The organism is Lysobacter sp. 2RAF19, assembly GCF_052115395.1.
GTDB lineage: Bacteria > Pseudomonadota > Gammaproteobacteria > Xanthomonadales > Xanthomonadaceae > Noviluteimonas.
This window is the reverse complement of the sequence record NZ_JBFRGO010000002.1, coordinates 590,501-605,686: the sequence shown is the minus strand read 5'-3', so window position 1 is coordinate 605,686 and position 15,186 is coordinate 590,501. Positions and strand designations below refer to the sequence as shown.

The 15,186-nt window shown below is 67.1% G+C and carries 14 protein-coding genes; 1 reads left to right on the top strand and 13 read right to left on the bottom strand.

All coding sequences use genetic code 11. The features are described from left to right. Positions 1 to 65 precede the first annotated feature (65 nt). Positions 66 to 2,234, bottom strand: a complete 2,169-nt coding sequence (gene katG / locus AB4059_RS09655) for a catalase/peroxidase HPI (protein WP_498978698.1) — start codon at positions 2,232 to 2,234, stop codon at positions 66 to 68. A gap of 146 nt (positions 2,235 to 2,380) precedes the next feature. Between katG and AB4059_RS09650 the strand changes: the two genes are divergently transcribed. Next, positions 2,381 to 3,310: a YihY/virulence factor BrkB family protein gene (locus tag AB4059_RS09650; RefSeq protein ID WP_498978697.1), complete on the top strand. Its 930-nt coding sequence runs from the start codon at positions 2,381 to 2,383 to the stop codon at positions 3,308 to 3,310. Here AB4059_RS09650 and AB4059_RS09645 read toward each other — a convergent pair whose 3' ends face one another. From AB4059_RS09645 to AB4059_RS09590, 12 genes are all read right to left on the bottom strand, one after another. Continuing rightward, complete coding sequence (locus AB4059_RS09645; RefSeq protein WP_498978696.1) at positions 3,311 to 3,976, bottom strand: SDR family oxidoreductase; 666 nt, start codon at positions 3,974 to 3,976, stop codon at positions 3,311 to 3,313. 3 nt (positions 3,977 to 3,979) lie between these two features. Then, positions 3,980 to 4,708 (bottom strand): oxygen-binding di-iron domain-containing protein, encoded by a 729-nt coding sequence (locus tag AB4059_RS09640; RefSeq protein WP_498978695.1) that lies wholly within the window; start codon positions 4,706 to 4,708, stop codon positions 3,980 to 3,982. A 41-nt stretch (positions 4,709 to 4,749) separates the two neighbouring features. Then, positions 4,750 to 5,325, bottom strand: a complete 576-nt coding sequence (locus AB4059_RS09635) for an SCO family protein (protein ID WP_498978694.1) — start codon at positions 5,323 to 5,325, stop codon at positions 4,750 to 4,752. Next, positions 5,322 to 6,110: a formylglycine-generating enzyme family protein gene (locus AB4059_RS09630; protein WP_498978693.1), complete on the bottom strand. Its 789-nt coding sequence runs from the start codon at positions 6,108 to 6,110 to the stop codon at positions 5,322 to 5,324. Before AB4059_RS09630 ends, AB4059_RS09635 begins: the two co-directional genes overlap by 4 nt. Before the next feature lies 1 nt (position 6,111). Next, positions 6,112 to 7,611 (bottom strand): copper-containing nitrite reductase, encoded by a 1,500-nt coding sequence (gene nirK, locus AB4059_RS09625; protein ID WP_498978692.1) that lies wholly within the window; start codon positions 7,609 to 7,611, stop codon positions 6,112 to 6,114. Between the two features lie 119 nt (positions 7,612 to 7,730). Further along, positions 7,731 to 8,786, bottom strand: coding sequence for a PLP-dependent cysteine synthase family protein (locus AB4059_RS09620; protein WP_498978691.1), 1,056 nt, complete (start codon positions 8,784 to 8,786; stop codon positions 7,731 to 7,733). After that, positions 8,774 to 9,175, bottom strand: a complete 402-nt coding sequence (locus tag AB4059_RS09615) for a SirB2 family protein (RefSeq protein WP_498978690.1) — start codon at positions 9,173 to 9,175, stop codon at positions 8,774 to 8,776. Before AB4059_RS09615 ends, AB4059_RS09620 begins: the two co-directional genes overlap by 13 nt. Then, positions 9,175 to 10,368, bottom strand: coding sequence for an NnrS family protein (locus AB4059_RS09610; protein WP_498978689.1), 1,194 nt, complete (start codon positions 10,366 to 10,368; stop codon positions 9,175 to 9,177). The genes AB4059_RS09615 and AB4059_RS09610 overlap by 1 nt, the downstream gene beginning before the upstream one ends. Before the next feature lies 1 nt (position 10,369). Beyond that, positions 10,370 to 12,658, bottom strand: a complete 2,289-nt coding sequence (locus tag AB4059_RS09605) for a nitric-oxide reductase large subunit (RefSeq protein ID WP_498978688.1) — start codon at positions 12,656 to 12,658, stop codon at positions 10,370 to 10,372. A 65-nt stretch (positions 12,659 to 12,723) separates the two neighbouring features. Then, positions 12,724 to 13,476 carry a helix-turn-helix domain-containing protein gene (locus AB4059_RS09600; protein WP_498978687.1) on the bottom strand — a complete coding sequence of 251 codons (753 nt, stop codon included), beginning with the start codon at positions 13,474 to 13,476 and terminating at the stop codon, positions 12,724 to 12,726. Positions 13,477 to 13,498: 22 nt separating this feature from the next. Then, positions 13,499 to 14,896, bottom strand: a complete 1,398-nt coding sequence (hemN, locus tag AB4059_RS09595) for an oxygen-independent coproporphyrinogen III oxidase (protein WP_498978686.1) — start codon at positions 14,894 to 14,896, stop codon at positions 13,499 to 13,501. A gap of 10 nt (positions 14,897 to 14,906) precedes the next feature. Continuing rightward, positions 14,907 to 15,143, bottom strand: coding sequence for a hypothetical protein (locus tag AB4059_RS09590; RefSeq protein ID WP_498978685.1), 237 nt, complete (start codon positions 15,141 to 15,143; stop codon positions 14,907 to 14,909). Positions 15,144 to 15,186: the final 43 nt, after the last annotated feature.

Here is a 15,186-nt window from a genome sequence, read left to right as displayed (position 1 = left end):
GCGTATGCACCGGCGCAACCCCTCCCCGGCCCTCCCCTGCCTTCGCAGGGGAGGGGGAAGGGCGATTACGCGGCGTCGCGGTAACGCAGGTCGAAACGGTCGAGTTCCATCACTTTCGTCCAGGCATTCACGAAGTCGCTGACGAAATGCTTTTCGCCATCGCTGGCGGCATACACCTCCGCCAACGCACGCAGTTGCGCGTTGGAGCCGAAGATCAGGTCGGCCATCGTCGCCGTCCACTTCACCGCGTCGGTCTTGCGGTCGCGGCCTTCGAACACGCCGGGTTCGTTTTCCGACGCCTTCCACGCCGTGCGCATGTCGAGCAGGTTGCGGAAGAAATCCGTCGTGAGCGTGCCCGGGCGATCGGTGAACACGCCGTGCCGCGTGTTGCCGGTGTTCGCGCCCAGCGCGCGCATGCCGCCGACGAGCGCCGTCATTTCCGGCGCGGTCAGCGTGAGCAGGCTTGCGCGGTCGACCAGCGCAACCGCGGCGAGCTTCTCCGCGCCTGCGCGCACATAGTTGCGGAAGCCATCGAGCGCCGGTTCGAGCACGAGGAAGGAATCGGTATCGGTTTGCTCGGGCGTCGCATCGGTGCGTCCGGGTTTGAACGGCACGGTGACGTCGTGGCCGGCCTTCTTCGCCGCCGCTTCCACCGCCGCCGCGCCGCCGAGCACGATCATGTCGGCGAGCGAAACCTTCTTGCCGAAACCGCTGCGGATCGATTCGAGTTGCGACAACACTTTCTCGAGTTCCGCCGGTTCGTTCGCCTCGAAATTCTTCTGCGGCTCCAGGCGCACGCGCGCGCCGTTCGCGCCGCCGCGCAGATCCGAGCCGCGGAAGGTCGACGCCGAGGCCCACGCCGCTTTCACCAATTGCGGAATCGACAAACCGGAGGCGAGGATCTGCTGCTTCAGCGCGGCGATATCGGCATCGCCGATCAGCGGATGATCGACCGGCGGCACCGGGTCCTGCCAGATCAGGTCTTCCTTCGGCACCAGCTTGCCGAGGTAACGCACCTTCGGGCCCATGTCGCGATGCGTGAGCTTGAACCACGCACGCGCGAAGGCATCGGCGAACTCCGCCGGATTGGCGAGGAAGTGCCGCGAAATCTTTTCGTAGACCGGATCGAAGCGCAGCGCCAGATCCGCGGTCGTCATCATCGGCTGGTTCAACTTGCCCTTGATGTGCGCATCGGGCACGTTGCGGCTCGCATCGCCCTTCGGTTTCCACTGGTGCGCGCCGGCGGGGCTCTTCGTCAATTCCCATTCGTTGCCGAACAGGGTTTCGAAGTAGCTCATGTCCCACTTGGTCGGCGTCGCGGTCCACGCGCCTTCCAGGCCGCTGGTGATCGCGTGTTCGGCGATGCCGCTTTCGTAGGTGCTCTTCCATCCAAAGCCGAGTTCTTCGATGTTCGCGCCTTCCGGTTCGGTGCCGACGTGGTGGTCGGGGCCCGCGCCGTGGCACTTGCCGAAGGTGTGGCCTCCGGCGACGAGCGCGACGGTCTCGTAATCGTTCATCGCCATGCGCGCGAAGGTTTCGCGGATGTCGCGGCCCGACGCGACCGGATCGGGATTGCCGTTGGGCCCTTGCGGGTTCACGTAGATCAGGCCCATCTGCACGGCGCCGAAGGGATTGGCGAGTTCGCGCTCGCCGCTGTAACGCTCGTCGCCGAGCCAGGTGGATTCGGGGCCCCAGTCGATCGGCTGCGGTTCCCACACATCCTCGCGGCCGCCACCGAAACCGAAGATCGGCCCACCCATCGATTGGATCGCCACGTTGCCCGCCAGGATCATCAAGTCGGCCCACGACAACTTGCGTCCGTACTTCTGCTTGATCGGCCACAACAGGCGACGCGCCTTGTCCAGGTTGCCGTTGTCCGGCCAGCTGTTGAGCGGCGCGAAGCGTTGTTCGCCCGAACGCGCGCCACCGCGCCCGTCGAAGATGCGATACGTGCCTGCGGCATGCCACGCCATGCGAATGAAGAAGCCGCCGTAGTGGCCGAAATCGGCGGGCCACCAATCCTGCGAGTCGGTCATCAGGTCGGTGAGATCCTTGGTGACGGCATCCAGGTCGAGCGTCTTGAACTCGGCGCGATAGTTGAAGTCCTCCAACATCGGATCGCCCAGCCCCGCGTGCTGGTGCAACACATCCAGATTCAGCTGATCGGGCCACCAGTGCGAATTGTTCCGCGTCTTGCGATGGGCCATCACGGGGCACTTCGACATCTCGTTCATGGGCAAGCTCCTTGGCATGGCCGGTGGTGGGTCAACACGAGGACGTTAGTCCTGCGCTCGCCATCGGGATAATCGAACGTTCGAATGAAGGCGATAGCCGCGTTGAATCGCCACGGTCTTCACACGCAGGCTGGCCTTCTGGGGCCATGGCCAAACTCGCGAAGAAGCTCGACCCCACCCAATCCACGGCGCCGCGAGAACAGAGCGGCCGATCGAAACGCAAACCCACCGTCTCGGCCTTCGTCCGGCGCGCGGAGGGCAGTTTCGCCGGCGCGTTGTTCCGCCGCTTCGTCGATGCCGACCTGATGACGCAATCGGCCGCGCTCGCGCTCTACGCCTTGCTGTCGCTGGCGCCGCTGATGCTGTTGCTGGTGTGGCTGGTCAGTGCGCTGCTGCCCGGCGCGCAGGACGCGGTGATGGGGCAAGTGGCGCTGCTCGCGGGCGCGGAGGCCGAAGGCGTCGGGCGCACGATCATCGCGAACGCGAAGGCGCGGCCCGACACGGGCTCGATCGCGGGCTGGTGGAGCCTGGCGCTGCTGTTCGTCGGTGCCACTGCTGTGTTCGCGCAATTGCAGGACGCGCTCAACCGCATCTTCCGCACCGAAGCGGCGCACCTGGAAGGCGTGAAGGCGTGGCTGCGCAAGCGCGTGTTCTCGCTGGGGCTCGTGTTCGGGCTCGGGTTCCTGCTGCTCGTGTCGATGACGATCACTACGATCCTGCAGGTCGTGTTCGGGCGTTTCGACTGGATGCTGCCGCTGCTGGCGAGCATGGCCGCGTGGCTGGTCTACGCGATCGGCTTCGCGTTGATGTACCAGTACCTGCCCGACCGCAAGGTCGGATGGCGCCGTGCCCTGCAGGGCGGCGCGCTCACGGCGCTGTTGTTCGTCCTGGGCCGAGCGGCGATCGCGTGGTATTTGCAGACCGCGTCGCCCGGCGTCGCGTACGGTTCGATGGGCACGCTGGTGCTCGCGCTGGTCTGGATCTATTACGCGGCGGTGATCGTGTTCGTCGGTGCGTTGGTCACCGCCGTGCTCGACGAACGCGTCAAGGCGAAGGCGAAGATCCGCGCGAAGTGATCACCAGGGAAGGGATGACCCGTTGGCGTGCTGGAACGTCCCCGAACGCTCGGGCGTCAGCGCATCGATGCGTGCGATCAACTGTTTGGCGGCCTCGTCGGGCGTGACATCGCCACTGCCGCCGACCATGTCGGTGGCGACATAGCCCGGATGCAGCAGCACGACCGAGATCTTGCGCGAGGCCAGGTCCAGCGACAGCGATTTGCCGATCGCGTTCAGCGCCGCCTTGGAGGCGCGATAACCGTAATACCCGCCCGAGGTGTTGTCTTCCATCGAGCCCATGCGGCTGGTCATCAATCCGACCTTCGCACCGCTGGCAAGGTTGTCGCGCAAGGCGTGCACGACGATCAGCGGGCCGAGCGTGTTGACTTCGAACTGCCGCCGGATCGCCCCGATGTCGAGCGGATCCAGCGAATCGCGTTCAAGGATGCCGGCGTTGGCGACGAGGATATCGATGCGTTCGTCGCGCAGGCGCTGCGCCATCGCCTGGACGGCCGCCTCGTCGGTGACATCCACGCCCGCTTCCACGCGCGCGCCGGTGGCCTGCAGCGCATCGCTTGTCTTCCGGCACACGCCGATCACACGGTCGCCGCGCGCCGCGAATTGTTGAGCCAGCGACAAGCCGATGCCGCGATTGGCCCCTGTCACAAGGACGGTCTTGCTCATGATTCAACGCACCAGTTCGCCCGCGAGCGCCCGCAGCAATGATGCGCCATCTCCGCGCCACGCACTACCGTGCATGCAAGCGAGCGTGGTCGGCTCGAAGCGCGCGAGCTTCTCCAGCAATTCGCCCGCGTTCTTGCTGTGCGAGAAATAATCCATCGCCTTGCGGAAGGCTTCGCTGGGCCCGAGGACGTCGGTGTCGGTGAGCGCAGGCAGCCCGCGCCCGGGTTGCGTGAACAAATCGCCGGATAACATGGTGCGCGTGCGTTCTTCCATCATGAAGCCGCATTCCCATCCATGCGGCAGGTGCGCGGCATCGATCCAGCGCACGGTGTGTTGGCCGAGCGACACCGCTTCGCCATCGGCGAGCGCGCGTGGCGGGCGATCGGCGAGATCGTTGATCGACACCATCGCCGCGATCGTCCCGCACAGCGGCGCCGCATGCGGCGCGACGGCCAGCCAATCGTTGAGCGCGCCGCATTCGTCGGCTTCGACGTGCGAGAAGGCCACGTGCCGCAACCGCGTCACCGGCATCACGCTCTCCACGCCTTCGAGCACGAACGGGAACAACTGCCGCAAGCCGGCATGGAACAGCAGCGGCTCCTCGTCATCGATCAGGTATTGGTTGAACGAGAACGCCGTGCCGTCCGGCAGGTCGATCGGCGTGCTGATGCGATAGATGCGCTCGGCGATTTCGTGGACGTTGGTGCCGGTCTGCGGATTGGTGACGGACATCGTGCAGCCTCCTTGGTCGAAGGACAAAGCGGCGCGGGCAACTAAAGCTGCGCCTTCACCGCGGCGAGGAATTCCGGATCCGGCGATGCGCCCATGCGTTCGGTGCGCGCCACGATGCGCCCCTGTGCGTCGAGCAGGACCAGCGCGCTGGTGTGATTGAAATTGCCGTCGGCCAGCGCGCGGTATTGCACGCCTAGCACGCCCGCGACGTTGCGCACGTCGCCGGGCGCCGGCGCGGCCAGCGTCCATCGGTTCGCATCGACGTTTCGCTTGCTCGCCATCGCGCGCAGGGCGGCGGGCGTATCACGAACCGGATCCAGGCTGATGAGCACGACGCCGATCGCGGCGCGCTTGTCGGCGGGGAGCGCGCGCTCGACGCCCTTGGCCGATTCCACGATCAACGGGCACATGTAGGGGCACGAGGTGTAGAACATCGCCACCAGCCGCGGCTTGCCCTGCAGGTGGCGCCAATCCTGCGTGCGGCCCTGCGCATCGGTGAGCGGCAGGGTGAGTTGGTACACCGAATCGCGCGGCAGCGGGACCGGCTTTGCCGCCTGCGACGGCAAGGCGGCGAGCAACAGTGCGATGGCCATCATCGTGGCGCGGAGCATCGTCATGGCGCACTCCTGGCGCATCGGAATCCGAGGTTGGCCGTGGCATCGCGCGCCTGGAGCGAGGAGAGCATCGCCACGCGCATCAGCACGGCATAGTTGTCGCGGTCGTCCGTCGACAGCGCGCCGGCACCGCAGAATTTCTGCTTGTCCGCATCGCCCTGGCTGCGATTGTCCGCGCTCACCAGCAGGGAGGCGTAATCCTCGGTCCATTCCCACACCAGGCCGTGCAGGTCCTGCACGCCATACGCATTGGGCGCTTGCAGCCCGGCGCGTGGCAGCGCCGTATCCGACGGCCGCGAATACCAGCCCAGGATGCGCTCGCGCCATGCGGGATCGGCGCGCGCATCGCGATGGCGTTCGTCGGCGGCGGCCGCGTATTCCCATTCGTTCCACGTCGGCAATCGTGCGCCGACCGACTGGCAATACGCATCGGCGGCGAACCAACTCACCCAGACGACCGGTTGGTCGGCGTGCGCTTGCGCACCCAACTGCGTGGGCCCGGCCCAATGCATCAGGTAGCGCTGCTCGGCGAACACGCCGGCGACGCGGTCGCGCCGCCACTCCGGGTGCGCCTGCACGAATGCGAGGAACTGCGCATTGGTGACCGGCGTGCGCATCAGCGCGAACGGCGCGATGCGCACCGGCTTGCCCTTCGCGTCGTCGTAGCGCAACGCCGACTTGAACTTGCCGCCCGGCAATCCGGCGTAGCGCGTCGGCGCCGCGGCCGCCATCGCGCCGCCGGCGAGGACGGCGCACAACAGCACGAGGCCGGCGGCGACAGCACGCATCTCAATGTCCTTCGGAAGCGTTCGCGGTCTGGGTCGCGCGGATCTTCGCCGCTTCCTCCTTGGTGACGCGGCCGCCGGGATTGCCCCAACTGTTGAGCACGTACGTGGCGATGTTCGCCACTTCGTCGTCGTTCAACTGGCTCATCGGCGGCATGTTGGAGTCGTATTCGCGCCCGTTGACCGTGACCTTGCCGACCAGGCCGTGCAGCATGATCTGCGGCACGCGCTTGGGATCGGCGGCGATGTAGTCGGATTTCGCCAAGGGCGGGAACACACCCGGCAGGCCCTGGCCTTCGCCCTGGTGGCACGTGGAGCACGTGCCGGCGAACAAGGCCTGGCCCGCCTTGACCTGGTCGTCGACGGTCAGATCCCCGGCGCTCGCCGCTTCGGCCGCCTTGTCCACCGCCGCGAGGCTGGGTTGCGCGCGGTCGCCCAAGTACACCGCGTCGACTTCCTTGCCCGAATAGATGTCCTTGCGTTCGGGGCCTTCGGCCTTGAGGACCGCGATCGCGCCCTTGTTGAACGCGCGGAAGATCGAGTGGTCGACCAGCATGTAACTGCCGGGCACCTCGACGTGGAAATCCATGATCGCCGCGCCGCCCGAGGGAATCAGCGTGGTCTGCACGTTTTCCTGGAAGCGCGTGCCGCCTTCGAACCACACCTTGTCGAAGATCTCGCCGATGACGTGGAAGCTCGACACCAGGTTCGGTCCCCCGTTGCCCACGAACAAGCGCACGGTCTCGCCGGTATTGGCCTTGAGCGCCTTGTCGCCGGTGAGCGCGCCTTCCATGCCGTTGAACAACACGTAGGTCGGGTGTTCGTCGATGGCCTTCTGCATGTCGAAGGCCTGCAGGCCTTTCTCGCGATAACGCCCTGCGGTGTAGAAATCGCCCTGCATGACGTAGTACTCGCGATCCACCGGCGGCAAACCTTCCGGCGGTTCGACGAGGATCAAACCGTACATGCCGTTGGCCACGTGCATGCCGACCGGCGCGGTCGCGCAGTGATAAACGAACAGGCCCGCATTGAGCGCCTTGAAGGTGAAGCGCGAGACATGGCCCGGCGCAGTGAAGCTGGAGGCCGCGCCGCCGCCCGGACCGGTGACGCCGTGCAGGTCGATGTTGTGCGGCATCTTGCTGTCGGCGCGGTTGTGCAGGTGGAACACCACCGTGTCGCCCTGGCGCACGCGGATGAAGTTGCCCGGCACGGTGCCGCCGAAGGTCCAGAAGGTGTAGGTCACGCCTTCGGAGATCGGCATCTGTTTTTCGATGACTTCCAGTTCGACGATCACGCGCGCGGGCACTTTGCGCCCGGTGGGCGGCGGCACCATCGGCGGTTGGGTCACGACCGCCTTGATGTCCGGCCCCTGCGGCGGGCCCAGGTCGCCTTTCAGCGAGCCGCCGGTGTCGTCGCTTTTCGCGACCGGCGCGGTTTCGTTGCCGCGGCACCCCGCGAGCGCGCAAGCGCAGGCGAGGACGATCAACCAGTGACGGAAGGTCATTGCAGGTATCTCCGAAGCGGAGCGGATGCCCGTTGCAGCCAGCATGGCGGCAGGCGAAGCGCCGGCTGCTGATCCAGATCAACTCCGACCGGGGCCGTGGACGGCCACCGACGAACGGCTCAGCCAGGCAGCGCCGGCAGTGCGCGCGTGCCGCGCGTGAGGCCGCGAGCGTGCAGCCACGCCGGATCGAACAATGTCTGCGCGTAACGTTCGCCGCGATCGCACAACAGCGTGACGATGCTGCCGCGCTGGCCACGGGCGCGCATCGTGTCGGCGATGCGCAGGCACGCCGCCAGGTTGGTTCCCGATGAGCCTCCGAACCGTCGGCCGAGCCACGCATGGAGCCACCACGCGCAGGCGATCGAATCGGCGTCGTCGACTTCGACGACATCCTCCACGACATCGAACAGGAAGCCCGGCTCCACGCGCGGGCGCCCGATGCCTTCGATCACCGTGCACTGCGTGGCGCGCGCGTCGGGATCGCGCGTGCGCCAACCTTCGGCGAACGCGCCACCCGTCGGTTCGGCGACGCACAGTCGCGTGGACAGTCCCTGGTAGCGCAGAAAGCGGCCGATGGTCGCCGACGTTCCGCCGGTGCCCGCGCCGCAGACGATCCACGCCGGCTCCGGTTCGGATTCCGATGCCATCTGGCCCAGCAGCGATTGCGCGATGTTGTTGTTGCCGCGCCAGTCGGTCGCGCGCTCGGCAAGCCCGAACTGGTCGAGGTGGCACGCGCCGTTGTCCGCATGCCACGCCGCGCGCGCGTGCACCTGCACGGGATCGTCGACGAGGTCGCACGTGCCGCCCAATGCACGCACCTCGGCGATCTTGCGCGGCGCGGTGCGCGCGGGCATCACCGCGACGAAGGGCAGCCCGAGCATGCGCGCGAACCAGGCCTCGGAGATCGCCGTGCTGCCCGAAGATGCATCGACCACCCCCTGCCCTTCGCGCAGCCGTCCGTTGCACAGCGCGTACAGGAACAGCGAACGCGCCAGGCGATGCTTGAGGCTGCCGGTCGGATGCGCCGACTCGTCCTTGAAGTAGAACGGGATGCCCGGATAGTCGGGCAGATCCAGCCGCAGCAACTGCGTCTCCGCGCAACGGTTCGCTTCACGCCGCAATTGTGCGACTGCGTCGCGGATCCAGTGGCGCCCGGCGACGATCACGACAGCCACCAGCGCAGCAGCCCGGCAGGATCGTGCGAACGCGCCGTCGCGTAGATGCACGCGAACAACACGAGCGCACCGAGGAAAGAGATCACGCGCCCACGCTGCGTCTTCGCGCGCCGCAACGCATGCACGCCCAGCACGACGTAACCGACGAGCAAGGCCAGCTTCACGGCGAGCCAGCCGTTGGCGAAGACCGCGCCGGGCAGGATCGTGAGCAACATCAGCGCGGCGGTGAGCAGCGCGGTGTCGATCGCGTAACTCGTCCAGCGCACCGGTGCCGCGTGCGGCCAACGTGCGCCGGCCAGCGCGAAGGTGCCGCGCAACGCGAACAGGCTTCCGCTGAGCAGCGCGACGAAGATGTGGAAAAGCTTGATTTGTGCGTAGAACGCGAGCATCAGCCGGGCTTCCCATCGATGCGCGGCGCGAGATGGATGTGCCCCAGGCGCACCACCCACGGCGACAGCGCGACCAGCCAACCGATCGCGGCGATCGCCTGCCATCGAAGGGGATCGGCCGCCAGTTCCGCACCCACGCGCACCAGCGCAACGCCCTGCACCGCGACGAACGCGAACCATGCGGCCGGCGGCATCACCAACGGTCGACCCGAATGCCCTTGCGTGACCCGCGTGACCATCGCCACCAGCACGCTGCCGAAGAACCCGACGAACAACGCATGCGCCGGCGCACGACCGAGCAGGTAATTGCCGGTGCCCAGGTAGGCCAGGCTTTGCGCGACATACAGCGCGAAGGTCACCGGCAACCACGCCAGGCCGACGAACAGCACCGTGAGCAGGCCCGGCTTCGCGCCGCGCGGCCACCAGCGCACCAGCATCACCAGGGCGAGGACGAACAAGGGCACGTCGGCGATCCACAACCACGCATACCCATGCACCAATTCCAGCGCCAGGTGCACGACGCATAACGCAAGCGTCGCCGCGAGCAACCCCATCGGACGCCATGGCACATAGCCCTTCACGACGTTGGACGCGAAGAACGGAAACATGCGATGCGCGACAGTGAGGTACATGGGCAGCAGGAAGCCGAACGTACCGAGCTTGATGCTGGCGAAGGCCCACGACGGCGATCCGCCGGCGACGAACCACGCCCATCCGTACACGCCGATGCACCCGAGCATCAATGCCGACAGGCACGCGCGCGCATGCCACGTGGTGCCGCGCTCGCTGACCACGAGCCACGCGAGGACACCGACGCCCCAACTCCAGCCGGCGAGGGTGAGCGCGGTCCCCACCGCGATACCCGGCGCCCAACCGAGCGCGCCGAGCAAGGTCGCGATCTGCCCGCCGAACAAGCCGATCCCGACGGGCACGTAGCGCACGCGCGGCAGTTCCGGCAATCCCATCCATCGCGGAAACACGGTGAGCAGGAAGCCGAACACGAAACTCGCCAACACCTGGTACTGCATGACGGTCGCGTGCAGCCATCCGGCGTACTGCGCGGGTTGTGCCAGATGCAGTACGTCGGGCCAACGCGTCGAGACCAACCACGCCGACCACCACGCCATCGCCAGCAACACGTTCCCCGCACCGATGAAGAACATCAGCCGATGCGGGGCCTTGACCAGGTGCATCTCAGCGCTCCGTGTCGGCGATCGCAACGCCCGTGGTCTCGCGACGCGGCAGCACCCACAGGCGGAACACGAACCAGCACAAGGCGAGCGCGCCGACGCTGAACACCGTGTCGCCGGGGACCCGCATCCACACCAGCAGGTCGACGATCGGCCGCTGCATGAATTCGGCCGAGCGCGCATACGCGTAGCCGTGCTGGAGCGTCGCCAGCAACTGCATGATGCCCAGCGGCAACAGGGTGAACAGCGCCATCATCGACAGCCCGATGTTGAAGCACCAGAACGCCACCTTCAGCGGGCGCACGTCCCAGTGCATCTGCCCGCGCAGGCCGCGCAGGCCGCGCATGCAGAACAGCAGCAGCGCGATGCCCAGCATCCCGTAGACGCCGAACAATGCCGTGTGGCCATGCAGCGGCGTGAGGTTCAGGCCCTGCATGTAGTACAGCGACACCGGCGGGTTGATGAGGAAGCCGAACAGGCCGGCGCCCACCAGGTTCCAGAACGAGACCGCGACGAAGAACAGGATCGGCCAGCGATAGCGCGCCATCCAGGGCGTGGCGTGGCCGAGTTTGTAGGTGTGGTAGGCCTCGAAGCCGATGTACGCCAGCGGCACGACTTCCAGCGCGCTGAAGCTCGCGCCCAGCGCCACCACCGCGGTCGGCGTGCCGACGAAGTACAGGTGGTGCAAGGTGCCGAGCACGCCGCCGGCCATGAACACGATCGTCGCGAACAGCACCGCGGTCGTCGCCGTCTTCGCCTGCACCAATCCCAGTCGCGTGAAGATCAGTGCCATCACGGCGGTGGCGAAGACTTCGAAGAAGCCTTCCACCCACAGGTGCACGAGCCACCAGCGCCAATACTCCACTTCCGACAGGTGCGTGTGCTCGCCCCACATCAGCGCCGCGCCGAAGAACAAGCCGATGCAGACCGTGGACAGGAACAACAGCGCGATGATGCCCTTGGTCTCCGTCGCGGGCCCGCGCAGCACGGGCCACAACGCGCGGCCGACCAGCGTGAGCCAGATCAGCAGGCCGGCGAAGAGGAACCATTGCCAGAAGCGCCCCATGTCCGCGTATTCCCACCCCTGGTGTCCCCACCAGAAGTTGTGCTCGAGTCCGAGCTTCTGCATCACCGCCAGCCACTGGCCCGCGAACGAACCGACCACGATGACCAGCAAACACCCCCAGAGCACGTTGACGCCCAGGCGTTGGTACTTCGGTTCGTGCCCCGACATCGCCGGTGCGATGTACAAGCCGGTGCCGAGCCATGCGACGGCGATCCACAGCACGGCCAGCTGCGTGTGCCAGGTGCGCGTGATCGCGTACGGCAGGATCGCGGAGAGGTCCAGGCCGTAGGCGTGCTGCCCTTCGACCTGGTAATGCGCGGTCATCGCGCCCAGCCCGATCTGGACAAGGAACAGGGCGAGCACGACCCAGAAGTATTTTGCGGTCGCGCGCATCGAAGGCGTGATGCGCAGCGTGGCCATCGGATCGCTGGCCGGAAGTGCATGCGGTGCTTCACCGCGCGCATGCGTCCGCGCGTGGTGCCATCCGAGCAGGCCGATGCCGGCGATCAGGAACAACACACTGAACACCGACCATGCCCACAGCGAGGGCGGCGGCGTATTCCCGATCAGCGGTTCGCTCGGCCAGTTGTTGGTGTAGGTGACCTCGGCGTCGGGCCGTTGCGTGCCCGCGGCCCAGGCGGTCCACCAGAAGAAGGCGGTGAGCGCGCGACGGTGCGTCGCGTCCGGCACCGTGGATTCCTTCATCGCATAGGCTTCGCGCAGGCTTGCCGTCGCCGGGTCGTTACCGAACAGGCTTTCGTAATGCGCGGCGACATTCGATAGCGCCACGACGCGATCGCGCGGCAACACGATCGTGCCGGTCCGTGCGTCGTAACCGTTGGTGCGCAACATGCCCTGCAGTCGCGCGCGTAGTGCGCCCTGGCGTTCGTTCGACAAGGCCGCGTACGACGGGCTGCCTTCCTGCCGCGCCCACGCATCCAGCACCGCGACCGCTTCGCGATGCAGCCAGTCGGCGCTCCAGTCGGGTGCGACGTACGCACCGTGCCCCCAGATCGAGCCCAGTTGCATGCCGCCCATCGATTGCCAGACCTGGCGTCCGCGCTCGATGTCGGCGCGCGTGTAGACCAACTGCCCCGTTTCGGAGACGACGCGCTCCGGAATCGGTGGCGCGGCGCGAAAGATTTCGCCCCCGGCCCAGAGCAGCACGGCGAACGATGCGATCAGCAACGCCGCCAGCCCGAGCCAAAGCCTGCGTGTGGTGTTCATGCGCTCCTCCCTGTGTCTTCGGGAGGGATGCTGCGCGCGGAGCGCGCGCGACGCCTTGATTCAGGTCAATCGCGCAGCACGGGCGCGGCCAGCGCGTGCAGGGCCTGGGTGTCGGTGATTTCCAGGCCCCGCCCTTCCACGCGCACCAGGTGCTCCTGCTGGAAGCGACGCAACACGCGGCTCACCGTTTCGGGCGCCAGGCGCAGGTAGTTGGCGATGTCCGTGCGCGGCATCGTCAGTTGGAAGCGGTTGGGCGAAAACCCGCGCGCGGACAGGCGCCGCGACATGCCCACCAGGAACGCGGCCATGCGTTGGTCGGCCGACCAATCGCCGGCCAACAACGCGGCGCGGCCGATGTCGCGGCTGAGCAGGCGGAACAGCTGTCGTTGCAATCCGGGCAGGCGCGCAGCGAGCACCGCCATCTTCGGGAACGAGAAGCGGCACAACATCACCGTGTCGAGCGCGACGGCGTTGCAGGGATAGTGTTCGACGTCGATCGCATCCAGCCCGATGATTTCGCCGGGCAGATGGAACCCCAGCACATGCTCGTGCCCTTCGCGGTCGACGATGTAGGTCTTGACGGTCCCGGCGCGCACCGCGGCGATCGCATCGAAGGGGTCGCCTTCGCGGAAGATGTGGTCGCCCGCGGCGAAGGGACCGATGTGTTCGACCAGCACGTGCAGGTCGGCCAGCGCGGCCTTGTCCATGCCCTGGTCCATGCACGCCTGCGAAAACGCGCAGGTCGAGCAGAAATGCAGCGCATCGCCGTCGTCCGACAGCGTGCGGGCATCCTGGCGCGGGAAGGCGATCGGCCGCATCGCGTGCGATGGTAGTACGCGATCAGATCGCGCGCGAGAACCGGGGCGCCACCACCTCGCCGGGCGCGTCGAGGTAGCGGTCGAAACACATCGCGATGTTGCGCAGGAGCAGGCGCCCCCGCGCGGTGACCGCGATGCGCAGCGGCTCGATCCGCACCAGCCCGTCGGCCACCAGCGGCGCGAGCCGCGCGAGCGCCTCGGCGAAATACGTCGAAAAAACGATGTCGTAGCGACGTTCGAGGGCGTCGATGGGCACCTCCCCCTGGCACATCAAGCGTTGGATGAGGTCGGCGCGCAGCTGGTCGTCTTCGGTCAGGCGCATGCCGCGGAACACGGGCAGGCGGCCGCTGTCGATCATCGCCTCCCAGGTCGGCAGGTCGCGCGCGCTCTGGCTGAAGCTCGGGCCGACGTGGCTGATCGCGCTGACGCCCACGCCGATCAGGTCGCTGTCGGCGTGCGTGGTGTAACCCATGAAATTGCGATGCAGCCCACCGCGCGCCTGCGCCGTGGCCAGGTCGTCGTCGGGCAGCGCGAAGTGGTCCATGCCGATGTAGACGTAGCCTTCGCGCGTGAGGCGGGCGATCGCGTGTTGCAGGATTTCCAGGCGGCGCTCGGCGTCGGGCAGGTCCTCGGCGAGGATCCGCCGCTGCGCCTTGAACAGCGTCGGAAGGTGCGCGTAACCGTAGATGGCGACGCGGTCCGGACGCATTTCCGCCACCGTGTCGAGCGTACGGTCGAATCCGGCCACGGTCTGTTTCGGCAGGCCGTAGATGAGATCGATGTTGACCGATCGGAAGCCATGCGCGCGGCACGCATCCACCACTGCGCGCGTCTGCGCGATGCTCTGCACCCGGTTCACCGCCACTTGCACGTCGTGGTCGAAATCCTGCACGCCCAGGCTGGCGCGGTTGAAACCGCATTGCGCCAGCGCCGCGATATCGCTCGCGTCGACGTGGCGCGGATCGAGCTCGATGGAGATGTCGCGGTCGTGCGCGTCGGCGATGCGGAAGTGGCGCGCGATGGTGTCCAGCGTTTCGCGCAACTGCATCGGCGAGAGGAAATTCGGCGTGCCGCCGCCGAAGTGCACCTGGATCACTTCGCGGTCGCGGTCGAACAGTTGCGATGCCAGGTCGATCTCGCGGAACAACCGCGCCAGGTACGCATCGCCGCGCGCCTTGTCGCGCGTGATCACGCGATTGCAGCCGCAATAGAAGCACGGGCTTTCGCAGAAGGGGACGTGCACGTACAGGGACAGGCGGCGCGGGATCGGATCACCGTTGCTCGAGGCAGCCGCTTCGCGCAACTCGCGTTCGCCGAAGCCCGCGTGGAACTGCGGCGCGGTCGGATACGAGGTGTAGCGCGGGCCCGGGCGGTCGTGGCGCCGCAGCAGGTCGGAATCGAAGGCGAGCTTGGTGTCCATGGTGTTTCGCTCAGCCGCCGCAGCCGCCGCAACACTCCGACGGCTGCCGTTCCAGGTCGCCGGCGGCGACGAACAGGCCCGCCAATCCGAGTGCGAGCAGCACTTCGGCATCGGGCAACACGGTGGCGATCCGCAGGCGACCGGTCGGGTCGATGTCGACCAGGGCGGCGGGGTCCAGGTGGATCAGGCGATCGGCGATCGATTCGACGCTGGCGGCGCCGCCGGTCGCGGCAACGAGGTACTGCATGGTCAGGCCTCCTCGGGGTGTGTGGCCATCCTTGCGTCCCGGC